Source organism: Bacteroidia bacterium (assembly GCA_026932145.1).
In the GTDB taxonomy this organism is placed as follows: domain Bacteria; phylum Bacteroidota; class Bacteroidia; order J057; family JAIXKT01; genus JAIXKT01.
Window position 1 is genome coordinate 32,327 of the sequence record JAIXKT010000007.1, and the last position, 25,185, is coordinate 57,511.

Sequence of the window (25,185 nt, forward strand, 5' to 3'; positions counted from 1 at the left end):
GTAAAGTATCTATGAAGAAAATATTCGGTAAAAATACGTTTTTTAAGAATCCAATTGTTCTTTCAGTGAATAAAAATACCCGTAATTTTGTTGCATGACGATTATAGAGAAATCTCCTCAAGACTCATTTACCCAAATGACGGAGCTGGTTTTACCCAATGACACAAATACATTAGGGAATTTGATGGGTGGTAGGTTAATGCATTGGATGGATATTGTTTCGGCTATAGCTGCTGGCCGGCATTCTAACCAAACTGTGGTAACGGCGGCTGTGGATTATGTAGAATTTCGCTCTCCTATTCGCTTAGGTGAGTTAGTTATTTTGAAAGCACAGGTTACACGTGCATTCACCAGCTCTATGGAAGTCAAAATTGATGCGCTTGCAGAAAACTGGCTGACCGCCGAAACCCGCGTAGCTAACTCAGCATACTATACCTTTGTTGCCGTTGATAAAAACGGTAAACCTCTGCCGGTAAACACATTAGCACCTCAAACAGATAGGGAAAAAAAACTGCATGAATCTGCTATGCGCCGAAGAGAGCTCCGCTTGATTCTTGCCGGCAGAATGAAACCAGAAGAAGCAACCCTCCTGAAAAAAATATTCCTGACAGACTAACCAAATCCCTGCAAATCAATCTCAAAATTCTATATGATTACAAATGAGCTTTTTACATTCTTTGAACAATTATCTCAACAGAACCATAAAGAATGGTTTACCGAAAATAAAAAGCAATACGAAGAATATGTAAAAAGACCGTTATTGCAAATAGCAGCTCAAATTATCACCGAGTTTTCTACGGTTCATCAAGATTTTCGCCAGAGACCGGAAGACTGTTTGTTTAGAGTTAATAGAGATATTCGATTTAGTAAAAATAAAAGTCCCTACAAAACACACGCTTCAGTGTATGTAGCTCCCGGCGGGAAAAAAAGCATTCTCCCGGGATTTTATCTGCATTTGGATATCAAAGACTGTTTTTTGGCCTGCGGAAGCTACCAGTTAGAAAAAGACGCGCTGTTTTTGGTTCGCCAAGAAATATTCTATCAAGCGCAGGAATGGAATAAAATCATTCAAAATCCAGAATTTGTACAATTTTGGGGGACTTTACGGGGAGATAAAAACAAAAGGTTGCCTCCGGAATTTTCAGAATACGCTGAAGAAACACCGGATATTTACTATAAAAGTTTTTACTTTGAGCATTTTTTTACTCGTTCTGAGGCAACCTCTCCTGATTTTATTCCGCAGATTATGCATGGATTTCAACTTGCAGTACCACTCACTCAATTCTTAATACGCAGTTTATCAGAACTTTACGAACATGGAAGAACTATCCAATAAAATTTATCCCAAAGTCTATCTGCGTAAAGGCAGAGAAAAATCCGTTTTAAACCTTCATCCGTGGATATTTTCTGGCGGAATCCAAAAACAAGATAACTGTTTTGATGGAGATATTGTAGCGGTATGCTCTGCTAATAACGAGATTTTGGGTTATGGCCATTATACCGAAAAAGCCTCAATAGCCTGCCGATTATTTCACTTTGGAAATATTGAAGGCAATCTTTTTACAAAAGAATATTGGTTTCAAAAATTCACAAAAGCACGAGAAGCTCGAAAAAAGCTAAAAAATACAGAAACAAACGCTTGGCGTTGGATATTTGCCGAAGGCGATAATCTCCCCGGGCTAATTTTAGATGTCTATCACGACACCGCCGTAATCCAAGCCAGAACAACCGGCATGAAAAAACTACTGCCAACGCTTACAGAATGGATACAAAACCAAAATATTCAGCACATTATTCAAAAAGAAGAAAGAGGAAACTCATCACAGGCAGCTGAAAACCAGTGGATTTTAGGAAAAAAACAACTAACTCTCATTAAGGAAAACGGTTTTTCTTTTGAAGTAAATGTTGAGTTTGGCCAAAAAACCGGTTTTTATTTAGACCAACGGGATAATCGCACACTGTTTCAGCGCTATGCACACGGACGCACTACCTTAAATCTTTGCTGCTATACCGGAGCTTTTTCAGTCTATGCTATCGCAGGCGGGGCTAAATCTATAACGTCAGTAGATATTTCAAAAATCGCAATTGAACAAGCAAAAAAAAATATTGAAATTTATTATGACCAATTTCAAGATACGCCAATACCCTGTGAATTTCACGTTGCAGATTGCTTTGACTTCTTAAAGCAAATGCCTGAAAATCATTATGATTTCATTGTTTTAGACCCGCCCGCTTTCTCTAAAAATCATACAGCCATTGCCGAAGCCAGTAGAGGCTATAAAGAAATAAACCTAAAAGCAATGCGCAAAATACAACCCGGCGGCATTTTGTTTACCTTCTCTTGCTCACAACATATTGATAAAGAGCTTTTCCAGAAAATAATCTTTGCTGCTGCTGTAGATTCAAAACGAAATGTACGAATATTGCACCAATTACACCAAGCACCAGACCACCCAATCAATGTTTTTTACCCCGAAGGGGAATACCTAAAAGGTTTTGTATTAGAGGTTTTATAAATTTAACTTTGGGTGTATCAATATAATTTGTTGTTTGTATGAAAATAGTTCCCCTTTCAGAAGGTATTTATTCTATCGGATTAGACAAAAAGCTAATTCCTTTTGACCCTAAAATTGATAAAGCGGCTGATAGAAAAGGTTCGTTGATAGTTCATATCCAACCCTTTTTGGTAGATTTGGATGGTGAAACGTATTTATTTGATACTGGACTTGGTTATAGGCATGGTAATAGCTATCATATTATAGAGAACTTACGGTTGTCCGGATATAAGCCGGAATCTATTAAGTATGTTTGTATGAGCCATTTACATTTTGATCATAGCAACGGAATGACTGATGAAGCCGGGATGCCATTATTTCCGAACGCTCGCTATATTATTCAACGCCAAGAATTAGATGATGCTAATCAGAACCAAAATACCTATTTATTACAAAAGCTAAGTAGCTTAGAAAGAAATAATTGTCTTCTTTTAGTAGAGGGAAACGGCCATATTAATGCTCAATTATCGTATCAACATACCGGCGGGCATTGCCCGTCTCATCAATCTTTTTTATTGACAGACGGTTACAATACAGTTTATTACGGCGGGGATGTTGTGCCGGATAATATTCAAATGAACATGAATTTTATCGCAAAATATGATACAGACGGTAGAAAGTCGCAGCAAATTAGGCAGGAAGTTTTAGAGGCAGCTTGCCAAAACAACTGGCTACTGCTATTTTTTCATGCAAAAGATATGGCTGTGGGAAAAGTCGGTTCAAAAGATGGAAAATGTTTGGTAGAAAAATTTGCATAATTTTCTATAAAAATCATGAAATTATTTGGTTATCAATCTTTTGGTTGATAATGCTATCGTCTTGTGATAATACTCGGCACTTGACTCGTGGCCAAATTTTAATCAACAAAGACCCCGTTATTCGTGGAAATCATTTTATATCAAGTGAAATTCTACAACCCGGGATAAAAGTCCATTCAAACAAGCAAATTGTTTTTCCCAAACTGCTCTTAACGTTCTATAACTTTGGTTTAGATTTAGAAAAAAGTCGCTCTCCACTCAAAAAAATTTACAAAAAAATAGATCCTAAACAGTATTATTTATCGCCGGCTATTCGGTGGTTTCGGGATATAATAGGCGAACAGCCGAATTTAGTTGACTCTGCTTCATTAGCCAAAGATGCCAAAACACTGCAAAGTATCTGCTACGCAAACGGCTACTTAGATGCAACAGTTTCATACAAATTATCAGAAACTATTTTTAGCAGAAACGTAGCCAAAACAAATATTGTGTATGAAGTTACTGAAAATGCGGGCTACATCATTCGGGAAATAAAGTTTAAGTGTTCAGATTCAGCCGTTAAGGCTTTGGTCAGCGAAAATAGCCTTCTGCAAGTTGGAAATTTATACAACGAAAGTACGCTGATTCAAGAACGAGAACGAATATCCCAAAAAATGCGGGATAATGGTTACTTCAGAATGTCGGCAGCCTATATCAGCTACATTGTAGATACCAGCAACCAATTACAATACCGTAAAGACCCACCACCGTCAAATATTTTTAAGATATTCCAAAAAGCAACACCCGAAATAAAATATCTAACGATTGAAACTATATTGCCGGATAGCCAAGATGTTTATCATATCCGTAATGTAACCCTCAAGATAAACCAAAGCTCGTTATTAACTGTAGATACGATGCTTGTTTTTCGTTCTGATTCCATAGATGATAACTTTCGCAAGACATTTAGAATCCCTATTAGAAAGCTGAAACCTGCTCCAAGTATCTACTATGAAGTTAATCACTCTGTATTTAAGTCTCTTAATATGAATTTCTTAAATCAGCGAATTTTGCTTCGGGCAGATGAACGTTATGCTTTGCAAAATGCACGGCAGACTCAGCAAAAGCTACAAGATTTGGGGATTTTAAAGCGCAATATTTTGAGTTATGATGTTAATGATTCGCTCAATATTTTAGATGTAACATTTGATATGACCTTGCTTCCTCGTTTAGATATTCGGCTGGGTGCAGAGGTTTTTCAAACAGAAGATAAACGGCTAAACTCCAGCTTGCCCGGCATAGGAGGTAATATCCAGTTTCGCAATAAAAACCTTTTCAAAAGAGCCGAACAATTGAATATCAGCGGAAATGGCAATGTCAGCTTTTACAAAGTCAATCCAGAATCTCCAATAGAAGGGTTTTATCAATATGGCGGAAAAATGATTTTAACTTACCCCAGATTATTATTCCCGATAGACCCCAATAAAGATTTAAGCAAATATAACCCAATAACCAATTTCAGCTTTATCGTTAATAATGAAAATAGACGTGAGTTTCTCCGGACAAGCCTAAGTATCTCTACAAGCTATATTTGGTATCACATTCCATTTAGCTATAAAGCAAAAAGTATATTTACACCGATTAATTTCTCCATTGTTAATAGTGATTTACGCAGTGGATTTTTAGAAAACCTAAATCCAGCATTATCTAAATTAATTTTAAGGGATTTTTCACCCCGTTTAAACTCATTTTCGAGTTATTATTTTTTTTATACAAATAAAGTTCAGAATCAACGCTTTTTTCATCATACCTTTAAAGTTGGGGGTGAACTTGGGGGGAATATTCCGTTTATCATTGATTGGCTGCAACGGCTGCACGGAGGCGGCGATAACGAAATTCGGGATGGAAAAGTTGAAAATCACTATACTTATGGGCAGTTTTTACGCCTTAGTGCAGATTTAAGGTTCTTTATTCCGTTAAGTAAAACCGGAGAAATTGTTATCCGAAATATGTTAGGTTGGGCGCGTGGGCTGAATTTTACCAAAATAGTTCCTTTTGAGAATCGTTTTTATTCGGGGGGCATTAACTCAGTAAGAGGCTGGCAATCAAATACTTTAGGACCCGGAAGGCTTAAATTGGATGATATAAAGTACTCTAATTTAGTTACGCCCGGCGGAGAATATCTGTTTGAATTTAATGTAGAATGGCGGCAAGATTTGGTTAGTTTTTTAGAGTTAGCTGTTTTTACGGATATGGGCAATGTCTGGTTTTCTAAAAATGGGGGCTTTGAAGAAAGTGCCGGAAAACTCTCTGCCGAAAATCTAAAGCTCGGTATTGCCAGCGGTATCGGGCTGCGGTTTGACTTTTCTTTTTTAATTCTCAGGATGGATTTAGGGCAGCAAATTTTTGCCCCAGACCTAAACGATTTTGTAGTAAAAAAACTCCCCAAAGATATTGGCGGCAGCCGCTTTCAATACAACATTGGCATCGGCTATCCTTTCTAAGAGCTAAAAACTGATGGAAAGGTTGAATCGAATACCGAAATTATACCGATACTTACGTATTGGTAATGGCGGGGTAGGATTGTGGTAGTTTAAACGCCACACAAAATCGGTACGTAAGATTTTTAAGATATTTTCAATTCCGACACCGGCTTCCAAATAAGGCTGTTTATCAGGAGCCTGAATCGTCTGATTATTAATGTCTTTGTTAGCTTGTGTTAAAGTTCCGTAGGCAGCTCGGAGGGATAGTACCTCTTTAAGTTTCAGTTTTCGGATTAACGGAAACTTATTCAGAATCCACCCTTCAAGGTGGTGGTCAAAGCCGCCAACAAAGTATTGGTCAGCAATAAACTCATAAAAATACATTAAATTAAACCCTACCGGATCGTAGGTGCTGGAACGATTGGAGCCGGCAACAGATGCAAGTGCGCCCAGATTTGCCCCAATAGGATCCATAGCATAAGACTGGCTGCCGCGAAATACATACAAATTAGGATAAGGCAACACCCCAAAGACTTTTCCGGCTGTAAAAGTATAGTTAATATATCCAAAACGGCCTAATTTCATCTTATCAGTCATGGATAGCGCCATTTTCTGGTAATTAAAATCGCCACCGGATAAATGCAGTTCACGTAACCTTGAATTTGAAGCATAATGCCGAACCCCAACAGCTAAATCTAAGTAAAATTGCGGGAATCTTGAACCTGTATAAACTTTGCTGCCGCCTTTCAAGATATAACTTTCTTTGAATGAGATCCTTAAAGATGTTCCGAACTCTGTGTTTTGAAATTCATGGACTTTTCTGCCTTCGGAATTTGAATAGTAAAAATCCAACTCGGAAGAAGGCGTGAAGCTACGTACTCGAGCATAAAAGATTCCAGATAAACCACGCATAATATCTGCATATAAACGCAGATTCGTTTCTGTAAAGTAATTCATCTGCCGAAGAGGAACCCTAAAAAGTAGAGATGTCATTAAACCTGTGCCATCATTAACGAAGTTAGGGTAGCCGGCTTGCTCTATTTCTTGGGTGCGATTTACCCCTACCTGAACTTTGGGTTTTATGGAAAGCTTATAGCTTATCTCAGCATTATATTTGAGCTTCCTATCTTTCCAGCCATAAGCGATGTGCCCGCCAAAATACCATTTTTTAGAAAAAGCAGTATTGGTATAAAGCCCAACCCTGTTTCGGGGACCTTCTATTACATTAAAAGTAAATAACTGAGAATAAGGCCCTACTGAAAAATATTTGAATTCTTTTTTACCGGTAGTAACAAATTCCATTGTGTTTACCACAACAGTCCAGATACTTTTTGTTTTGAGGGTATCAATTAAGTTATAGCCAAGTTGCTCACTATGTTCTAAGGGAGAACGTCTGCTTTCTTTCCAATATTCTTTTTGTTTATCGCCTGCTCCGGTTTCAATTTCAAGGGTTTCTTTAAAAAATTTATCGTCTTTGGGTTGGTTTAGGGTATAGTTATATTTCATAGAGGAAGTTCGGCCGATAATGCCCACTTTATTAGGGTCGTTTTTGAAATTGACTTCTACGTCGCTTAGGGTTGTAACCCAGTTACCATTTACTTCGTCAGCTTGTGCGCGAATGCGAATACCTTCTACAAAGTTAATATTCGGGTCAGTATTCATTGTAAGGTCAATTTTTCTGACTCCCCAACGTTTGTTTTCGATATACATTCTACCCTTAAAAACGGCATCAAAGGGGCGTTTGGGATAAATTTCGATGCACCAAGTAGTGTCTCGGTCGGTTACTTCAAGTCCGGTAATAAAGTATTTATAGTTTCCAAAAGCTCCGTCAGCAACCGGATTCATAAACTGTTTCCCTAAAAAAGAAATATAGTTAGCAGATAGCGTAATCTCTGTCAGTAAACTTGAAAGTAGGTTATACTCATTATTTTCAACGCCCGATGCTTGGGAGGCTGATATTACTTCTTTTCGTTTACCCGGTTTTTTGTAATATACTTTTGAGATAGTTTCAGAAATAAAGATAGCAAATTTATATCGTTGGTTTGTATCTATGACGGCAGAATCGCCTGCGTGTGCGCGTAAAAAACCGCCAATTGGCTTTAATAAACCCTTATCTAAACGGTCTTCTTTGATATTATCTAAGGTAATGACCAATTTATTGTAAGCATCATGTTCATAGGCTTCTAGCTTATCCATACTATTTTCGCGCCGGTGCTTAATGGCATTGCGAACGATTCTATCTGCGGGGTTTTCTCCAGGCGTAATTACGACCTCTTCCAACGTACTGGATAAGGGCTTCAGAAAAAACCTAAGTCCTGTAACGTCTTTATCCTGAACCAAAATAGTATCACGAAAAGGCTCATAACCCAAATATTTTATTTCAAAAATATATGTCCCGTTTCGTAAAGAAAAGAAAAACTCTCCGTCTAAATTGGTATTAGTTCCGGTGGGCGTGCCGGCAATCATGACCGGAACTAAGGGCATGACCTCATCTGTAACAGAATCAATAACTACTCCGGAAACTTTGTATTTGGGTAATACTTGCGGTTGTGCATAAACAACACTTAAATAGCTAATTATCAGTATATTAAAAACTATACTGTAATATATTTTTTTGGAAAAACCCACTTTACAAAGTTAATAGGATTTAAAATTGAATAAAATAAATATATTTTCACAACGAAAAGCTACTGCATATTCTTACGGCTCCGGCTTCGATACAGGCGGTGGCGTTCTCTCTGGTTAGGATTTTTCCGCAGGCTTTTATACCAATATTTTTATCTAAATACTGCGCAAGCAACTCTATTTTTTGTGGGTTAATAGTTGTTTGCAGGGTATCGGTAGAGGTTTTGATAAAATCGACTTCGGTATTTTTTGAAATTTGGCAGAGATGTTTTAGTTTTAGATCGTCCCATAAATCAAGTTCAATGATAATTGTTAATGCAATATCTTCATCATCGGTTAATTTTTTAAAAGACAAGATTTCTGATTCTACAGATTTCCAGTTATTAGCATGGATATTTCCTAAGTTCAGCATGACCTCTATTTCGTGTGCTCCGTTTTCGATAGCATCAGATATTTCTAATAATTTAACTTGGTTAGAAACGTAACCCATTGGGAAAGAGATTACTGTGCAGACACAAACGTCAGTATCAGCGAGGTAGTTTCGGGCAATTTGGGTAAAACTTGGCGGGATACAAACGAAGCCGTAGCGGTTTAGGTTTGCGGTGCTACATAGCAAATCTATTTCCGGTTCTATAACGTCAGCCCGAAGTAACATCAAGTCTATCTGCGCGTTTTTTAACACTTCCACAGAAATAATTCCAAAATAATCAGTGTTTAGATTCTTGCCAAAGCTCTTCCATTTCACTTAGAGTAAGCTCTTTAAGTGTTTTTCCTTGTTCTAATGATTGGGTCTCCATCCACTGAAAGCGTTGCTTAAACTTTTTGTTTGTTTTTTCTAAGGCGGTGTCTGGGTTGATATTCAGGAGTCTGGCATAGTTGATGGCTGCGAATAATAAATCTCCGACTTCCGCTTCTAAGTGTTCTGTTTTTTGTTCATTTATAGCTACTTGAATTTCGGATAGTTCTTCATGGATTTTTTCTAATGCGCCATTTGCATTTGGCCAGTCGAAGCCGATAGCTGCGGCTTTTTCTTGAATGCGCCATGCTTTTAGCACTGAGGGCATTCCGTCTGGAACTCCGGCTAAAACAGATTTTTTCCCCTCTTTCAGTTTCAGTTGCTCCCAATTTTGCTTTACTTCTGCTTCGTTTGCTACCTGAACTGTTCCGTATATATGTGGGTGCCTTGAAATCAATTTGTTACATAGGTTTGTTAAGACGTTTTCTATGGTAAACTGTTGCTGTTCTGCGGCTATTTTGGCATAAAATAAGATATGGAGCAATATGTCTCCAAGTTCTTCACACACAGCGGGAGCATCTTCGGCAAGTAGTGAGTCATTGAGTTCAAAAACCTCTTCCAAAGTTAAGGGTCTGAGGGTTTGCCATGTTTGCACTTTATCCCAAGGGCATTTTTCACGAAGTTCATCAAGAATGTTTTTTAACTTAAAGAACGGATGTGCAGAGTTTTGGGTTAAAGTTTCTTCCATATTTTTTGTTTTTTAAGGTGTGTTAATGCTTGGGCGGGTTCAGGAACGTGGTGGCCGTTTCCTCCGGCTTTAGTATCTTCAAAGGTAGTTGGTATTTGGTTCGTTGCGGCTTTATGTTGCCATGTTTCGGGTTGAATACTTGGGTCATCTTTGCGTATCATGGTGATACAATTTTCGACAGGGCAAACTAAGGAACATAAGTTACAGCCTACGCAGTTTTCTTCTTGGATAATGGGGATTCGGGTGCCTTCTTGCAGGGCAATAGCTTGGTGTGCTCCGTCTTCGCAAGCAATGTAGCATAGCTGGCAGCCAATACATTTTTCAGGATTAATGTTGGCTACAATTTTATAGTTTAGGTTAAGTTGCCCCCAGTCTTTCACATTAGTTAATGCTTTTCCTTGAAAATCAGCTATTTTACTGAATCCTTTTTGGGTCATATAGTTTTTCAAGCCGGATGTTAAATCATCAATGATTCCGAATCCGTGGTGCATAACGGCGGTACAAACTTGAACGGTTCCGGATCCCAGCAGGATATATTCAACGGCATCTCGCCATGTTTCTATTCCGCCGATTCCGGATATAGGGAGGTTCACAGCAGGGTCTAAGGCGCAGTTTTTGACCATATTTAGCGCAATTGGCTTAACAGCAGGGCCGCAATAGCCTCCGTTTGTGCTAAGCCCATCTACGGTAGGAGTAGGCACAAAATGATCTATATCAACATTTATGATGCTTTGAATTGTGTTGATGAGCGAGATGGCGTTTGCGCCGGCTTCTTTGGCGGCAGCAGCCGGCTCGGTAATATCTGAAATATTGGGTGTCAGTTTAACGATAACCGGAATCCGAGCTACTTCCATTACCCAGCCAACTATCGTTTTTAGTACTTTGGGTTCTTGGCCAACGGCTGAACCCATTCCGCGTTCGCACATACCATGCGGACAGCCAAAGTTGAGTTCTAAGCCGTCTGCACCCGCATTTTGAGCATCTTTAACAATTTGATGCCACTCTTCACGGGTATTAACCATCAATGACGCAATAACGGCATGGTTCGGAAAGTGCTTTTTTACTTCTTCTATCTCCCGTAGATTTACCGATAATGGCCTGTCTGAAATCAACTCAATATTATTCAGCCCAACTAAGCGAGTCCCTCTATAATTAAAGCCCCCATATCTACTTGAAACATTGATAATTGGAACACCAAGCGTTTTCCAGACAGCCCCTCCCCAGCCCTTATCAAAGGCTTTCATTACCTGATATCCCGAATTTGTGGGGGGCGCAGAAGCCAACCAAAAAGGATTGGGAGACTGTATGCCCGCAAAGTTTACCGATATATCTACCATAGAGCAAACCTACATAAAAATTTAATGCCAAAATAGCACCAAACCACCGGTATTTTTAATACCAGATTTTTCTTTTACCGATAGATCCGATTAAATAAAAAATACCCCGAAATTTTATATCTTTGTTCGTTGTATCAAACCAAAGTATGTACGGAAATATAAGTATCGTTGAATTGGAAAATTATGGGAAACAACCCCATGAAGAAGACCAGACCAAGTTAGCTGAATTTGAAACCAGAATAAGCAAGGGAGAAAAAATTGAACCCAAAGATTGGATGCCTTATGAATATCGCCGACAATTGTTGCGAATGATAGAACAACACGCTCATTCTGAGATAATTGGAGCATTACCCGAAGGCACATGGATAACTCGCGCACCCAACTTTAAACGTAAATTAGCTCTAATGGCTAAAGTTCAGGATGAAGTAGGCCATGCGCAACTCCTGTATGCGGCTGCTGAAACACTTGGAAAATCCAGAGAAGAAATGATTAACGACTTATTATCCGGAAAATCCAAGTATTCTAATGTTTTCAACTATCCGGCAGTTACTTGGGCAGATTCTGCCGTTATAGCTTGGCTCATTGACGCAGGAGCTATTATCAATCAAGTGATTAACTCCAAAGGCTCCTATGGTCCATATTGCCGTGCCTTAGAAAGAATTTGCTATGAAGAATCTTTTCATTTAAAATATGGCCATGATAATTGTGTGCATTTAGCTACCGGTACTCCCAAGCAGCGACAGATGCTTCAAGAAGCTCTAACCCGCTGGTGGCCACCGGTTATGCACTTTTTTGGCCCGCCCGATAAAATATCCCAGCATACCCAAACACTCATGAAATGGCAACTCAAATTGGCCTCTAACGACTCCATGCGCCAAGAATTTCTGAACACATACGTCCCCAAAATAGGAGAATTGAGCTTAACTATCCCTGACCCAAATCTAAAAAAAGATGCTCAAACTGGTGTTTGGACTTATACTGAACCTGACTGGGAGGAGTTTATGCGCGTTATCAATGGAGATGGCCCCTGCAATAAAGAACGTATTGCAGTGCGCCGAATGGCAGAAGAACGCGGAAGATGGGTGAGAAATGCCCTCAAAATCCCACAAGAAAAATACGTAGCTCCACTTGCCTAAAAAACTGGTTTTAAATCAAAACGCATAAAAGCGAAAGAACCCTAAATGAAGATTTTTGGGTAGGGCATTACTGTTTTCTTATCTCTTAAAAAGATAGGATTTAGCATCGCTTTAAGCGATAAGTTATCAACAGTCTTGTATAAAAAAACCGATATTGTTGATTATTTCTTTATGTGAAAACAACTATATTTGTGGAGACATTTTACCTCTCAAAAAGTATCGACTGAATTTTACCTCTCTTATGCTTATTCAACTATGTTGGTAGATTTATTCCCTATAGGACTTGGAGGAGGGGTTCGTTTTGGGGTGATTATGTTCATTTCTATGTGTTTTTTAGCAGGCTTTTCGTACGTAATCAATCTTATATTTATTCGTTTTTCCCAGAAGCTTGGAACCAATAATTACTCAGCAGTTTCCCAAGATCGTTGGTCAAAGATGCCCAAACCTATTGTAGGAGGGCTTTCTTTCTATTTGATTTTTTTGATTTCATCTCAATTAGCTGGAATATTCGGTTTTGGGTATTTTTCAGATAATCAATTCTTAGCTCTGGTGTTATCTGCTTCGGTAGGTTTTTTTGTTGGTTTGCAAGATGATGCCTATAATACACGCCCATTCATTAAATTTTTAGGCCAATTTTTATGTGGCTTGATTTTAATAATCTTTGGAAATAGTATTCATTTAACGGATAATATTATACTTGATTCATTACTAACGATTTTTTGGGTAGTTGGAATCATGAATTCGATTAATATGCTGGATAATATGGACGGTATTACGGCTAGTGTTTCACTTACCATTTTAGCGGCAGTATTATTGATTAACTACTCATCTGGTGGCGGTTTTGGGCTTATTGAATGGACAATCTTGGCTACTATTGCTGCTTTAGCTGGCTTTTTGATGTTAAACTACTCACCATCAAAATTATACATGGGGGATACCGGCAGCCAATTTTTAGGAGCATTATTAGCTTTTGCGGGCATTAAATATCTTTGGAATCAGCCACTTATTAATTGTGATTTTGCTGCAATCCATCAATTATTACTTCCGGTACTTATCTTTTTAGTGCCTATAATGGACACTTCTTTTGTTTCTGTTGCGCGAATAAAGCGTGGCCAGTCTCCTTTTGTGGGCGGAAGAGACCATACAACGCACCACCTACATTATTTTGGAATTACAGAAAAATTAATACCGATTACTTTGTCTGCTATCACAATTCTATCAACCATAATAGTAATAGCAATACAACTCGCCGGTTCTCAATGGCAGATTAGTTTATACTTGTTTGGAGCTATCTTTATTATTATTGTAGTGCTAACAATGTTGTATTTTTATCAGAAAGGATTGATAATTAAGCAACAAGAAGCAGAATCCAATTATTCAAATCAAAATAACTCTACCTCTTCATTAACTTCGGCAGTGCTGAACTAAAAGATTTTAAGGCTATTCGGATACTGTATTTACATCAATATTATTGTCCGGCAGGTGGCTTTGGAAATAATCGTTCATTTGAGTTAAGTGAAGTTTGGGCAAAACAAGGCCATAATGTTTGGGTACTTACCTCGGTAGCACAATTTCCTAAAGAACATCCGGCGCACCAACGGAAAATATACTCCTATCAAACACAAAGCGGAGTAACTGTTGTCGTTTTAAATGTCCCGTACTCTCATTTTATGTCAAATCTCCAAAGAATGTGGGCTTTTTTGAAATTCTTATGCACCGCCTTTTTTTATTTACTATTTAAAGTTTCAAAATTTGATATAGTTTACGCATCTTCTACCCCACCTTCAATCGGTATTTTAGCCTATTGCTTAACGGTTTTTAATAAAGTTCCATTTGTTTTAGAAACCGTTGATGTATGGCCGGATGTTCCAATTGGAATGGGAATTATCAGAAATAAATTTATTATCAATATATTAAATTTAGGAATGAACTTAATATATCGGCGAGCGAAAAGAATCATTGCACTTTCTCCGGATATGAAAAGCCAAATTTGCACACATGGTATTCCGGCAGAAAAGGTTTTCGTAAGTTTTAATGGCACAAATACTACCTTATTTAAACCAGATTTTGCACAGAATTACACACAAAATAAAAGCAAAATTATTTTTTTGTATGCAGGAACAATCGGTAAGGCAAATCAGCTTACGCAGATAATTCCGTTGGCAAAAGAATTTATTAAGCACAATTTTTCTGTTGAGTTTAGAGTTATTGGAGCAGGAAATAAACAAGCAGATTTTGTGGATTCTCTTAATCAAGAAAAAATCCCTACAATAGTTTTCAAAAAATCAGTTCCGAAGGAGCTTATTATCAGTGAGATGCAAGACGCAACGTTTGGAATAGTCTGTTTTGCTCCCTATGAAGTCCTTGCAGCAAATAGTGCGAATAAGTTTTATGATTATTTAGCTTGTGGCTTACCCGTCCTAATCAACTATGGCGGATGGCAGGCTTCTTGGCTAAAAAAATATGATTGTGGTATCTCAGGAGACTTTTTGAACCCAAAAGATATGGTAGTTCAACTGATAGAAATAATTTCGGATAGTGAAAAGTTGTTACGAATGCGCCAAAATGCACGGCAACTTGCCGTTGAAAAATTTGACCGTGCCGATATTGCCAACAGTTTAGCCGCTATTTTTGAACAGATAATTAGCCAAAAAGCTAATTACCATTGAATTGCGGCAGATGCCCAAGTGAATCCGGAGCCAAAAGAGGCTAAGATAATCTTATCTCCGGGCTTTATTTTTCCCTCACGTTTTGCTTCTGCTATGCAAATAGGGATGCTTGCAGCCGTAGTATTGCCGTATTTATGAATATTTGAAAAGAACTTTTCCATTGGGATATTCATAATTTCAGCTACTTTTTGGGAAATTCGTAGGTTAGCTTGGTGCGGCACAATCAAGTCAATGTCGTCATTAGACCAATGATGTTTTTCCATAGCTTCTCTGATAACTTCCGGGAAGCGGGTAGCAGCGTGGCGAAATACCTCACGGCCATTCATATATGCGTGGAGACCTTTTCCGCCAGGAGAAACTTTGGGGTTACGTGTAGAGGTAGGTTCCGGCACACAGAGTTCTTTGGCATATTTACCTTGTGCGTGCAAGTGTGTAGATAGAATACCGCCCGGTGTATCTTTGGCAGAAACTACGACTGCGCCGGCACCATCTCCAAACAAAACGCCAACAGTGCGCCCTTCTGGGCTGGTGTCAATAGTCGTAGATTGAACCTCCGCGCCAACGACTACAATGTGCTGAAAAACTCCGTTTTTGATATACTGCTCGGCAATAGATAATCCATAAACAAAACCGGTACATTGCTGGCGAATATCAATAGCTCCAATATTCGGGAAGCCCATCTTAGCCTGCAAAAAACAGCCTGAGCCGGGAAACCAACATTCCGGTGATAAAGTTGCAAAGACCAGTAAATCAACATCTTCCTTAGTAATTCCGGCTTCTTCTAATGCCATTTCAACAGCAGGTATGGCTAAGTCAGAAGGGCCTAACTCTCCCTCTATAAACCTACGCTCTTTGATGCCGGAACGCTCTACTATCCATTCATCAGAGGTGTCATAAATCTTAGACATATCGTCATTTGTAACGACTTTTGGGGGAAGGTAAAAACCAGTCCCGGTGATATGTGCATACGGCATAGTTTATTTTTTTTCGTTAGGAGTACCTAATAAATCTATTTGGCAATTGGGAAGTGCTTTACGAATGTATGATATTTCGTAAAGAGTTAAGTTATTGTTAGTTAAATCCAGATAGCGTAGTTTCCTTAAATTAACGATTTCGCGAGGAAATCCCTCTAACTGGTTTTTACCTAAATAACAAGATTCTAATCTCGTTAATTCACAAAACTCTTTGGGTAGATGTACTAACTTATTCTTGTAAAGACTTAGCTCCCGAAGATTTTTTAGCGTAGAAATATCGGCAGGTAACTCTTTGATTTTATTACGATTCAAATTTAGCACTTGTAGATTCTTAAAAACCAATATCTCTTTGGGAAATTCAGTGTATTTCTTATCAGAAAGACTGAGTTTATAAACTTTTTCCGGAGACTTTAAGGCTTCATCTAAATCATAAAACCATGGCTGAGAATCTAAATTAGTTTGGGCAGATAGCGACAAATAACAGCCCAAAGTGAACAATAACAAAAATTTGGAAAACCAAAATTTCATGTACAAAACGTTTAAGGGCGTAAATATACAGATATTCGCAGCAATACACACAATTTAATAAAAAAACGACCTGTTATCTATAAGTTACGGCTTTTTGCTGTTCTAAGCCATAATTTACTTTTAGTAATGAGAATTTTATTAAATTTCAAAAAATCAAAGTCTTTTTGAAAATTATCTCAACACGTATTCTCATCATAGCCTCCGTACCTACTAAATTGAAGAAAGTTCAGGTGTCCTTTTTATACCAAGGAAAAGATGAGAATAATGAATTTTATCCTTGACTTATCAATTGGCACATTCATTTGTGAAATTACCGATATTATGCTACTTTTAACCTCGGATAAATGTTGATTTTGTTTTGATTACAGATAAATATACTAAAATCAACATTTTATCCAATTTCTAAGCACTTAAAATTAGATACTTAGATTAAAGATTACGAAGTATTGATATGAAATATTATAATTTAATTTTAGTAAGCGTTTTTACATTATTTATCAGTAATCGCTCTTATTCACAGCCCGATTCGTCTGTAATAAACAAACAAGTAAAAATATATTATGCAAAAAAATCTCTTGCCGATGGCTCACCGACTTACAGCATCGAAAATATAAAAATTATCGAAATCACTATATCTTCCAAAGATACTTTTCTGGTAAAAGTGAATGTCAGCGGAACATATCAGAATCACTCAATACCCGATGAAGAAAGAGAACACGATTTTGAGCACAAACGCATTTTTATCTTCTATCAAAATTCAAAAAAAAACTGGGAGTGTGAGTTACAATATGAATAAAAAAACACTTAATTTTACAAAATCTCGGTAAATTCTTTAAGGTAAAATAGTTCATAACCTGCAATATTTTTAAACTCATTTTTTAACATAATCAGCCGAAAAAATAATATTATTAATAGAAACTATGAGTAAAAGATTTTTAAAAAAAACACTGTTGAAAATCAGATAGTTAATTCTATATAAACTTATTATTCATGATGTCTATTATTGCCAAAAAATTCATCATACTTTCATAGTCAGAATTTTTAGAAAATGGAAAAAAAACAAAAAACAGAAGAATCCTCATGGTTTTGGATATTTAGAGGAGGACTTCTTATTTTCATAACTACTCTTGTTGTTACGATACTATCGTGTGTGGTTGCTGGAATTATATATAGCGATACGTTTATGCACTGGATTATTTTGGTAAGTACACCTTTAATTTCCGGACTTATTCTTGTTCCCATAACACGTTTATTCCTAACAAAGGGTGAGGAATCAAGGAACTTTTGGGCACATTTTACCATTAATACTTTAGTATTTGGAACTTTCATAACTGCTGCTTTTCTGACAATTAATCGCTATTTTCCTACAGGTGTATCAAGAAAAATCAAAACAAAAATCTTTAATATTGAATATGTTGATAGAATTGGGCACGATAGTAAAGGAAGAGCCGAACGCATTTGCCATACTACATGCACGGTGTTAATTGATGGGAAAGAACAAGATTTGCTATTTAAGTGTGGTACAAATCTTGACATTGTACCTGATATGTACATTACGCTACAAAAAGGATATTTTGGCTTTGAAGTTATTGTTGATACAGATCCTCCTAGATTTCCTTATAGATAAAGACTATCAAAAGAAGTTCGAGAAAAGAATAAAACACAGTATAGCTATTGGTAATAGCTGAGGTTACTTTTATTGTTTTATTTCTTATTGTGTGTCTGTGAGTTGGTCTCTGGTGTCTGTTGGGATAATAACGGATCGGGAAATGGTAACGTTTGGGTCTATGGCGATTCGGTAGGTGTGGTGTTTTTTTCCAAAAGTTGCTCCGGTATTTTCGTGTAGTTTTTGCATTTTGGGGTTAAAGTCTCCCACCCAACTGAGTTCAATTTCTTTGAAACCTAATGCTCTGACTTTTGGCATGGGGTGCATAATCAGCCCGGATTCGAGGCCATAGCGTTGATACTTAGGGCGGATTCCCATGATAACGACTCTTCCGCGTGTGAGTTGCCCATTTTTACGATACCATTCAAAGCCATTACGCTTGCGCCACAGAAATTTAACGGCTTCCAAGATTCCAAATTTCCCCTTCAAGGGTTTGAATATTTGGTTGAGGTCTGGCAAGCACAGCACAAAGCCGGCGGGTTCATTTTGTTCATAGGCAAAGCAAATCATATCTGGAATGATGATGGGCTTTAATTCATTTATTAAGGTATTTAAAGCTTCTTGGGTCATTTCTTGAAAGTTTTCATGAAATTGCCAAGCATCATTATAGATTGTTCTGAAATCTTCGCTATATTTTGCTATTTTTTTCATATCAAAGCTTTCAAAGTGAAAGCCTCCTTTTCTCATAATCCATTCGGATATTTTTTGGAATCGTTCGGGTAGTTCTTTGGTAATGTCGAGATGTTTTGAAAATTGTTCAAAAAACATTTGGAAGCCATAGGTTTCAAAGAGTTTTTGGTAATACGGTGGGTTATAGGGCATTCCATAGCCGGGGTGTGTAAAGCCCTCTACCAGCAAGCCCCAGTAGCGGTCGTTTTCTCCGAAGTTTACCGGGCCGTCTATTACCTGAGCATTCTGCTTTAGCAACCAATCTTTGGCAATATCAAACAACGTGTTGGCAATAGATTGGTCATTAATACATTCAAAAAAGCCGATTCCGCCGATTTTAAACTTTTCACCCCGAGCCTTTTTGTTGTTGATAAATGCTGCGATTCTTCCAATATAATTTCCTTGATTATCAGTTAGATACCAACGTTGAGCGATGCCGTTTCCGGTAACTTTGGCACTCTTTTTAGGGTCAAATATATTCCGAATCTCCATATCGAGCGGGCACACCCACACGGGATCGTTTCGGTACAAATAACGTGCGACATCCAAAAAGTGGCTTTCTGTGCGTTTGTCGGTTACTATATGAATATTACAATTAGACATAACACGTTGTTTAAAGGCGCAAACCTACATAAAATTTTAGGTTGCGGTTCAGATTTTTTGAAACTCCCTTGTTGGTAGTCAAATAACATTACATAGCTATTGGTTGATTTATAGGCTTAAACTTCGTGGGTAAAGTAAAAAAATCAGATAAGTTATGCGTTAATTCATTGTACTTTTGCAAAAAATGAGAGAACACATTCAAAATATAGCTGTTATAGCTGCCAAAGAAACCGCTTCTTTCTTTAACTCATTGATTGCCTACGTAGTTATGACTGTTTACTTGCTGGGAGTTGGGTTATTCTTGTGGGTATTTCCGGGAAATGTGTTAGAAACCGGCTTTGCCGAAATGAACACGTTGTTTAATATGGGGCCTTGGCTGTTTTTATTTTTAATTCCGGCAATTACGATGCGTTCTTTTTCTGAAGAATTTAAGACTGGAACTATCGAACTCCTATCTACTAAGCCGGTTACTAACCTCCAAATTATTTTGGGGAAATATACTGCCGCTGTGTTTTTGGTTAAATTTACCTTGATTCCAACTATTATCTTTGTGATTTCGCTTTCTGTAATATCTGAGCAGACATGGAGTTTGGATTACGGAGCAATTATCGGTTCTTACGTAGGGTTAGTTGGCTTAGGGGCAACTTTTGCTGCCATCGGGTTATTTTGCTCATCTATTACTGATAATCAGATAATTGCGTTTATCGTTTCGGTTTTTGTCTGTTTTTTTGCTTACGCTGGCTTTGATTATATCGCAGATATGGAATTTCTGACTGCTGTCAATGGAGAAGTCTTGAATATTGGCTTAATAGAGCATTACCGAAGTGTTTCCAGAGGCGTTTTAGATACTCGGGATTTACTGTATTTCTTGACGGCTATCACAATTTTTATCTTAGTTACCTACTACACGCTGCTGAATAAAAAGAAATGAAACTTTCATTCATACAACTGTTTCTCATTGTTGCGATTTTAATTACTTTAAACTTAATTAGTTCTGGTTTTTTCTATCGTTGGGATTTAACGGCAGAGAGGAGATATTCCATATCTCAGGTTTCTCAACAGACGGCAGATTCTTTGGAGTCTGTTTTAACGGTTAAAGTTTACTTAGAGGGAGATTTTCCGGCTCCGTTAAAGCGGTTTGCTGATGCTGTTCGTACCACTTTAATCGAGCTAAAAGTCTATGCAGGGAGTAACTTGCAGTATAAATTTATCAATCCGGGTAAAAATCCAGACTTGATGAAGCTCTTTAATGAGCATGGAATTTCACCTTTACCGGTAAATGTGCGTACTTCGGAGATGGAATCTTCACGCCAATATGTTTTTCCGGTGGCTGTAGTTTCTTATCAAGGTAAAGATGAATATGTAGATTTGATTAAAGGTTCCAGTTTTCCCAATGGTCAAGTAGATTTAATTCGTGCGGAGCAAGATATTGAGTATAAGTTAGTTTCTGCAATAAAGCGGCTAATGACTACGGAGCCGCGAATTGTGGGATTATTGCGGGGGCAAAGAGAGTTTAACCGCAACGTAATGGCAGAATGGATTCAAGAGATGAGCCAGTTCTACACTATTTTAGATGTCCGTGCTGATAGCGGGCAATCTATTGCGCCTTCAAAACGTTTTTTACCGGATACAATAGCCCAAAAGTTAGCCGGACGAGGGGTAGATGTGCTCGTCGTTGCCCAGCCGGATACTGCCTTTTCTGAAAGAACAAAATATGAAATTGACCAATATCTAATGCGCGGCGGCAGAATCCTATGGATTGTTGACCAAGAAAAAGTAGATGTCTCCAATGGCCCTTCGCTATCCATAATGCGGCAGCTAAACCTCGATGATTTGTTCTTTAAATACGGTTTTAAGATAAATTACGATTTAGTACAGGATGTTAGTTGCGGACGTTTAGACGTTATTCGGGGGTTCAATGACGGGCCGGTTTGGAGTTCCGAAAAGTGGTTGTATTATCCGGCTGTCTATAACCTACCAGACCACCCCATTAACCGAAATATTGATGGCTTATTGCTCCGCTACGTAAGCACCATTGACACAATACCCAGAAACGGTGTCAAGTTTACACCCTTTGTTTTTACCTCTGCTTATAGCAGAACCCTCAACGGAAACGTTATGATAGACTTAAACAAAGAACTAACAAACCCGCCACCGGTAGAAGTGTTTCGTTACAAAGGAAATAAAGTTGTTGGTTTACAGTTAGATGGAAAATTTGAATCTTTATTTGCCGGAAGAACACCCCCCGTTGATACCAAAGCACCTAACCCACCAACTGCCAAATTTATAGCCCAAAATATATTCCCAACCGAAATGCTTGTTGTGTCAGACGGCCAAATAGCCCTTCCCGAAGACTACCGAGGAAGACCCGGCACAATGCCATTGGATAACAAAACTTTCTTGATGAACTGTCTTGACTTACTTATGGGAAATCAAGCTATTACCCAAATCAGAGCTAAGGAGGTATCTATAAAGCAATTACATAAAGAAACTGTTGTTCAAAATAAAATCTTAATACAACTTTTGAATGTACTTTTCCCTGTAATTCTAATCCTTTTATTTGGTATTGCTCGCCACCAATTGCGTGTTCGAGAGAACCAGAAAAAAGCTGTTATCACCTGACACTGCTTATGAGCTATGTGCAAATAATGTTGTATCTCATTCTTTTTTATTCGGTTAAATTACTATCGCATAGTAAATACCCAAACTGACGATATGCAAAGAACTGTATTTCATATTCCTGCCATAGCGTTATTACCAATATTGATTATAGCTTTTTCCAGCTTAATATTCGTTACTTTTTCAAAGATTCTACAGAATTATGATATTAGTTTTGTATGGAATCTGATTTACGTTGCTGGGGGAGCTTACATTATTCAACGGGTTAAACGTGGCTATCTTTATGAGCCAATAGTCTTAGTAGGAGGTAGTTATCTATCTGCTTTGGTAATTGGGGAATTAATGTACACTTTTTTCAAAGATCGGGATTATGGTTTTTTGGGGTTAAATTATACTGGTTTAGGATTTGCATCTTTTTTATTGGGGGCATACATTACCCAAAAGTATAACTTTATATTTAGCAAGCAAGGATTAGTTACAAAGCCGTTTACATTTCATCCTGCTGCTAATTATCGTCTTTTGTGGGGAGTTGCGGCTGCTTGTCTTGTGATTACGGTAACCTTATTTGCCCGTGCGGGAACAATTCCTATTTTATCATCTAATCCGGCTCAGGCCAAAATGAATTTTTTTGCGGGGAATGGCCTATTTTCTGTATTTCTAAAAGGAATCCCGTTCATTTGCATTGCGTTATTATATGATAGCTTAGTGGCTCCCAAACCCGGCAAATTTTTTCGGCTAAATATTTTAACCGGAATTTATATATTCATAACCGTTTTAATTGGATTTAGGAGTACCATCGTTGTTTTTTTAGTTCAGTATATCAGCGTTTATTGGATGTTTAACCGCAAGACTATTCCGGTATCGCTTATTCTTTCCGCCATTATTGGGCTACTGATTTTAGTTTCGTTAGTAGGTGCGTTTAGACGAGGAAGTTTAACGTTGGCTGATTTTACCCACGAAATAGGGATTACCTTAGTAGCCCGCCCAGTCGTTTTTGAACTAATATTAAAGAATTATAATGAAGACAAATTTGCTTACGGGGCAAGATATTTAGAAGACCTAAAAAAATTGCTCCCCGGAGAACAAACAGGAGCTAATGTAGATTTAAAATTTGAAATTTTTAAAGGTTTTGCAGATATGCCGGATACCGCAGGGATTACGCCCAGCATCATTGGCGAAGCATATATTAATTTTGGCCATTACGGTATTATGGGAATCTGTTTAGCTTGTGGGCTAATAGCCAGCTATTTCTACACACGTGCCAGAAAAAAACCTAACTTCTTTTATATCTGTTTTTTAACTCATATAACACTCTTTTTGGTAGTTTCAATTATATCCGGTATTGGCACTGCACTTATCAATTTTATGATTGGGCTAATTTGGACCATTTTTTTATCAGTATTGTATGAACATAAAATCAAATTATGAAAGATACTGATTTTAAGCAGAATATATCCCATGATTTTGATAAATACTATTTAACCAGAGCACTTCAGCTTGCTTATCAAATCCCGTTATCTTCGGTAAAAACAAATCCACGTGTAGGTGCCGTAATTGTGAACGCCGGAAAAATCATCGCTGAAGGAGCGCACCAGCAATTTGGAGGCGAACACGCAGAAGTTACCGCTTTAAAGCAGCTTAAAGATTCTGATATTTCTACCGAAACAACTCTATATGTAACCTTAGAGCCTTGTAACCATTTTGGAAAAACCCCGCCCTGCACAGAGTTAATCATAGAAAGAAAAATAAGCCGTGTGGTAATCGGCTGCTTAGACCCCAACCCCTTAGTAGCCGGAAAAGGTGTACAACGATTGCAAAACGCTGGTATTCAGGTAGTTGTTAATGATAATCAATATGATTTTCAAACATTAATTAAGCAATTTTGGGTGAACCAAACCCTCAATCGCCCTTTTATCATCTTAAAATGGGCGCAAAGCCGTGATGGGTTTATTGCAAAAATAGGGCAAAAAACAACCATCAGTAGCTATGAAAGCCAAATACAAACACATTATTTAAGAAGCCAAGCAATGGCTATCCTTGTTGGCGGAAATACGGCCAGAATTGATACACCAATTTTAAATAATAGATTCTTTATCAATAATTTAACACAGCCGATAATTTATTCAGCTTCCCAAAACTTCCCGACACAACAATTCCATATACCGCCAATTATCGTTCCTAATAATCCACAATTACTTAAAGCCGGTTCAGAAGAAACTATTGAGTGGTTACAGCAATTATTAAAAACACATCATATCGGTTCTATTTTGGTAGAAGGTGGCACTCAAACCCTCAATCAATTTGTTTCAGCCAGCTTGTGGGACGAAGCCTACCGAATTACGGCTCCAATTTCCTTAGAAAACGGCATAAAAGCACCCAACGCAGAATCACTTTCTTGGAAAAAAATAGCCTTAATCGGAGAGGATTGCTGGGAAAAAAGCACCAATTCCACCAGAGTTAACAAATAAATTATTGGACAATTATTGAAAATAATATAATTTATCATTTTTTTGGCAATTAACAAAATCACTAAAATCACAAAAAATATTTTTTTTGTGATTTTTTATTTAGAATAATTCTAATATCTAAATATTGACATTTTTTGTTAAATCGAGATATTGACAATGTTATTCTTTGACGTAATTTTGTCGTGTAATTAAAATTAAAAACAACACAAAAAATCAAAATCATGAAAAATCCATTCATCAACGCCACAGAAACTTTCCGTAAAAATTTTCAGGAAACCACAGAATTAACTACAGAAACATTTAACACTGTTGTTGATTCTATCAACACCCAAATTCAGTTAGGCTTAGATACTAACCGTAAAATGGTAGAACTATTTAACCACCAGTTAAATACACTTGCTAAAACAAATCTTGACTTAATGCACAAAATGTCAAGCACAGCAAACAACCAAATTGAAAAAGCTACTAACTTCGTGAAAGAAGAAGTTGCTAACGCTACCAACGCTACCAAGAAGTAATTCTCTCAACAGATAAATCTATTTGGGTAAATAAAAAAGCCACCTATCAGGTGGCTTTTTTATGAGCCTGTTGCACGACAAAAAGAATAAAAATATTTAACTATTTGATTTTGA

Annotated in this window: 22 protein-coding genes; 15 read left to right on the forward strand and 7 right to left on the reverse strand. The window is 37.5% G+C overall.

What is annotated here, in order from left to right; all coding sequences use genetic code 11:
* The first annotated feature begins 94 nt into the window (after nt 1-94).
* Genes LC115_01395 through LC115_01415 form a run of 5 tightly spaced genes read left to right on the forward strand, consistent with a single transcriptional unit; the run spans nt 95 to nt 5,796 of the window.
* Entirely contained in the window at nt 95-616 is a 522-nt protein-coding gene (locus tag LC115_01395) for an acyl-CoA thioesterase (GenBank protein MCZ2355335.1), read from the forward strand.
* Nucleotides 617-649: 33 nt separating this feature from the next.
* Complete coding sequence (locus tag LC115_01400; protein MCZ2355336.1) at nt 650-1,336, forward strand: DUF2461 domain-containing protein; 687 nt, start codon at nt 650-652, stop codon at nt 1,334-1,336.
* Entirely contained in the window at nt 1,317-2,516 is a 1,200-nt protein-coding gene (locus tag LC115_01405) for a class I SAM-dependent rRNA methyltransferase (GenBank protein ID MCZ2355337.1), read from the forward strand. The genes LC115_01400 and LC115_01405 overlap by 20 nt, the downstream gene beginning before the upstream one ends.
* 38 nt (nt 2,517-2,554) lie before the next feature.
* A complete protein-coding gene (locus tag LC115_01410) occupies nt 2,555-3,313 on the forward strand; it encodes an MBL fold metallo-hydrolase (GenBank protein ID MCZ2355338.1) in 759 nt (252 codons plus the stop codon).
* A 50-nt stretch (nt 3,314-3,363) separates the two neighbouring features.
* The gene (locus LC115_01415) at nt 3,364-5,796 is read left to right on the forward strand and encodes an outer membrane protein assembly factor (GenBank protein ID MCZ2355339.1); all 2,433 of its coding nucleotides are present in this window, start codon (nt 3,364-3,366) and stop codon (nt 5,794-5,796) included.
* 3 nt (nt 5,797-5,799) lie between these two features.
* On the opposite strand, the gene LC115_01420 is transcribed toward LC115_01415, so the two are convergent.
* The 4 genes from LC115_01420 to preA are packed head-to-tail and all read right to left on the reverse strand — an operon-like array spanning nt 5,800 to nt 11,221.
* Entirely contained in the window at nt 5,800-8,403 is a 2,604-nt protein-coding gene (locus tag LC115_01420; GenBank protein ID MCZ2355340.1) for a DUF5686 and carboxypeptidase regulatory-like domain-containing protein, read from the reverse strand.
* A 46-nt stretch (nt 8,404-8,449) separates the two neighbouring features.
* The gene (gene deoC / locus LC115_01425) at nt 8,450-9,145 is read right to left on the reverse strand and encodes a deoxyribose-phosphate aldolase (protein MCZ2355341.1); all 696 of its coding nucleotides are present in this window, start codon (nt 9,143-9,145) and stop codon (nt 8,450-8,452) included.
* A complete protein-coding gene (gene mazG / locus LC115_01430; GenBank protein ID MCZ2355342.1) occupies nt 9,108-9,884 on the reverse strand; it encodes a nucleoside triphosphate pyrophosphohydrolase in 777 nt (258 codons plus the stop codon). The genes deoC and mazG overlap by 38 nt, the downstream gene beginning before the upstream one ends.
* Entirely contained in the window at nt 9,869-11,221 is a 1,353-nt protein-coding gene (gene preA, locus LC115_01435) for an NAD-dependent dihydropyrimidine dehydrogenase subunit PreA (protein ID MCZ2355343.1), read from the reverse strand. The genes mazG and preA overlap by 16 nt, the downstream gene beginning before the upstream one ends.
* A gap of 146 nt (nt 11,222-11,367) precedes the next feature.
* On the opposite strand from preA, the gene paaA reads away from it, so the two are divergent.
* The 3 genes from paaA (at nt 11,368) to LC115_01450 (ending at nt 15,026) form a co-directional block, all read left to right on the forward strand.
* A complete protein-coding gene (paaA, locus tag LC115_01440) occupies nt 11,368-12,357 on the forward strand; it encodes a 1,2-phenylacetyl-CoA epoxidase subunit A (GenBank protein MCZ2355344.1) in 990 nt (329 codons plus the stop codon).
* Between the two features lie 255 nt (nt 12,358-12,612).
* The gene (locus tag LC115_01445; GenBank protein ID MCZ2355345.1) at nt 12,613-13,785 is read left to right on the forward strand and encodes an undecaprenyl/decaprenyl-phosphate alpha-N-acetylglucosaminyl 1-phosphate transferase; all 1,173 of its coding nucleotides are present in this window, start codon (nt 12,613-12,615) and stop codon (nt 13,783-13,785) included.
* Nucleotides 13,786-13,808: 23 nt separating this feature from the next.
* Nucleotides 13,809-15,026 (forward strand): glycosyltransferase family 4 protein, encoded by a 1,218-nt coding sequence (locus LC115_01450; protein ID MCZ2355346.1) that lies wholly within the window; start codon nt 13,809-13,811, stop codon nt 15,024-15,026.
* On the opposite strand, the gene LC115_01455 is transcribed toward LC115_01450, so the two are convergent.
* Nucleotides 15,017-16,000, reverse strand: coding sequence for a ketoacyl-ACP synthase III (locus LC115_01455; GenBank protein MCZ2355347.1), 984 nt, complete (start codon nt 15,998-16,000; stop codon nt 15,017-15,019). The genes LC115_01450 and LC115_01455 overlap by 10 nt on opposite strands.
* 3 nt (nt 16,001-16,003) lie before the next feature.
* Nucleotides 16,004-16,528: a leucine-rich repeat domain-containing protein gene (locus LC115_01460; protein MCZ2355348.1), complete on the reverse strand. Its 525-nt coding sequence runs from the start codon at nt 16,526-16,528 to the stop codon at nt 16,004-16,006.
* Between the two features lie 451 nt (nt 16,529-16,979).
* Here LC115_01460 and LC115_01465 point away from each other — a divergent pair, with 451 nt between their 5' ends.
* Both LC115_01465 and LC115_01470 read left to right on the forward strand, forming a co-directional pair.
* On the forward strand, nt 16,980-17,324 hold the full coding sequence (locus tag LC115_01465) for a hypothetical protein (protein ID MCZ2355349.1): 345 nt from the start codon (nt 16,980-16,982) through the stop codon (nt 17,322-17,324).
* A gap of 252 nt (nt 17,325-17,576) precedes the next feature.
* Nucleotides 17,577-18,155 carry a hypothetical protein gene (locus LC115_01470; protein ID MCZ2355350.1) on the forward strand — a complete coding sequence of 193 codons (579 nt, stop codon included), beginning with the start codon at nt 17,577-17,579 and terminating at the stop codon, nt 18,153-18,155.
* Nucleotides 18,156-18,239: 84 nt separating this feature from the next.
* On the opposite strand, the gene LC115_01475 is transcribed toward LC115_01470, so the two are convergent.
* Entirely contained in the window at nt 18,240-19,466 is a 1,227-nt protein-coding gene (locus LC115_01475) for a GNAT family N-acetyltransferase (GenBank protein ID MCZ2355351.1), read from the reverse strand.
* Nucleotides 19,467-19,650: 184 nt separating this feature from the next.
* Between LC115_01475 and LC115_01480 the strand changes: the two genes are divergently transcribed.
* From LC115_01480 to LC115_01500, 5 genes are all read left to right on the forward strand, one after another.
* The gene (locus LC115_01480) at nt 19,651-20,397 is read left to right on the forward strand and encodes an ABC transporter permease subunit (GenBank protein ID MCZ2355352.1); all 747 of its coding nucleotides are present in this window, start codon (nt 19,651-19,653) and stop codon (nt 20,395-20,397) included.
* Nucleotides 20,394-22,088: a gliding motility-associated ABC transporter substrate-binding protein GldG gene (gene gldG / locus LC115_01485; GenBank protein ID MCZ2355353.1), complete on the forward strand. Its 1,695-nt coding sequence runs from the start codon at nt 20,394-20,396 to the stop codon at nt 22,086-22,088. The genes LC115_01480 and gldG overlap by 4 nt, the downstream gene beginning before the upstream one ends.
* A gap of 93 nt (nt 22,089-22,181) precedes the next feature.
* Nucleotides 22,182-23,513 (forward strand): oligosaccharide repeat unit polymerase, encoded by a 1,332-nt coding sequence (locus LC115_01490; GenBank protein MCZ2355354.1) that lies wholly within the window; start codon nt 22,182-22,184, stop codon nt 23,511-23,513.
* Nucleotides 23,510-24,553 carry a bifunctional diaminohydroxyphosphoribosylaminopyrimidine deaminase/5-amino-6-(5-phosphoribosylamino)uracil reductase RibD gene (gene ribD, locus LC115_01495; GenBank protein ID MCZ2355355.1) on the forward strand — a complete coding sequence of 348 codons (1,044 nt, stop codon included), beginning with the start codon at nt 23,510-23,512 and terminating at the stop codon, nt 24,551-24,553. The genes LC115_01490 and ribD overlap by 4 nt, the downstream gene beginning before the upstream one ends.
* A gap of 221 nt (nt 24,554-24,774) precedes the next feature.
* The gene (locus LC115_01500) at nt 24,775-25,071 is read left to right on the forward strand and encodes a hypothetical protein (protein ID MCZ2355356.1); all 297 of its coding nucleotides are present in this window, start codon (nt 24,775-24,777) and stop codon (nt 25,069-25,071) included.
* The last annotated feature ends 114 nt before the right edge of the window (nt 25,072-25,185 follow it).

Excerpts from the sequence above, each read along its gene's own strand:
- LC115_01395 (MCZ2355335.1), top strand. The coding sequence starts at position 95 with ATGACGATTATAGAGAAATCTCCTCAAGACTCATTTACCCAAATGACG.
- LC115_01400 (MCZ2355336.1), top strand. The coding sequence starts at position 650 with ATGATTACAAATGAGCTTTTTACATTCTTTGAACAATTATCTCAACAG.
- LC115_01405 (MCZ2355337.1), top strand. The coding sequence starts at position 1,317 with ATGGAAGAACTATCCAATAAAATTTATCCCAAAGTCTATCTGCGTAAA.
- LC115_01410 (MCZ2355338.1), top strand. The coding sequence starts at position 2,555 with ATGAAAATAGTTCCCCTTTCAGAAGGTATTTATTCTATCGGATTAGAC.
- LC115_01415 (MCZ2355339.1), top strand. The coding sequence starts at position 3,364 with ATGCTATCGTCTTGTGATAATACTCGGCACTTGACTCGTGGCCAAATT.
- mazG (MCZ2355342.1), bottom strand. The coding sequence starts at position 9,884 with ATGGAAGAAACTTTAACCCAAAACTCTGCACATCCGTTCTTTAAGTTA.
- preA (MCZ2355343.1), bottom strand. The coding sequence starts at position 11,221 with ATGGTAGATATATCGGTAAACTTTGCGGGCATACAGTCTCCCAATCCT.
- paaA (MCZ2355344.1), top strand. The coding sequence starts at position 11,368 with ATGTACGGAAATATAAGTATCGTTGAATTGGAAAATTATGGGAAACAA.
- LC115_01445 (MCZ2355345.1), top strand. The coding sequence starts at position 12,613 with ATGTTGGTAGATTTATTCCCTATAGGACTTGGAGGAGGGGTTCGTTTT.
- LC115_01455 (MCZ2355347.1), bottom strand. The coding sequence starts at position 16,000 with ATGCCGTATGCACATATCACCGGGACTGGTTTTTACCTTCCCCCAAAA.
- LC115_01460 (MCZ2355348.1), bottom strand. The coding sequence starts at position 16,528 with ATGAAATTTTGGTTTTCCAAATTTTTGTTATTGTTCACTTTGGGCTGT.
- LC115_01465 (MCZ2355349.1), top strand. The coding sequence starts at position 16,980 with ATGAAATATTATAATTTAATTTTAGTAAGCGTTTTTACATTATTTATC.
- LC115_01470 (MCZ2355350.1), top strand. The coding sequence starts at position 17,577 with ATGGAAAAAAAACAAAAAACAGAAGAATCCTCATGGTTTTGGATATTT.
- LC115_01475 (MCZ2355351.1), bottom strand. The coding sequence starts at position 19,466 with ATGTCTAATTGTAATATTCATATAGTAACCGACAAACGCACAGAAAGC.
- LC115_01480 (MCZ2355352.1), top strand. The coding sequence starts at position 19,651 with ATGAGAGAACACATTCAAAATATAGCTGTTATAGCTGCCAAAGAAACC.
- gldG (MCZ2355353.1), top strand. The coding sequence starts at position 20,394 with ATGAAACTTTCATTCATACAACTGTTTCTCATTGTTGCGATTTTAATT.
- LC115_01490 (MCZ2355354.1), top strand. The coding sequence starts at position 22,182 with ATGCAAAGAACTGTATTTCATATTCCTGCCATAGCGTTATTACCAATA.
- ribD (MCZ2355355.1), top strand. The coding sequence starts at position 23,510 with ATGAAAGATACTGATTTTAAGCAGAATATATCCCATGATTTTGATAAA.
- LC115_01500 (MCZ2355356.1), top strand. The coding sequence starts at position 24,775 with ATGAAAAATCCATTCATCAACGCCACAGAAACTTTCCGTAAAAATTTT.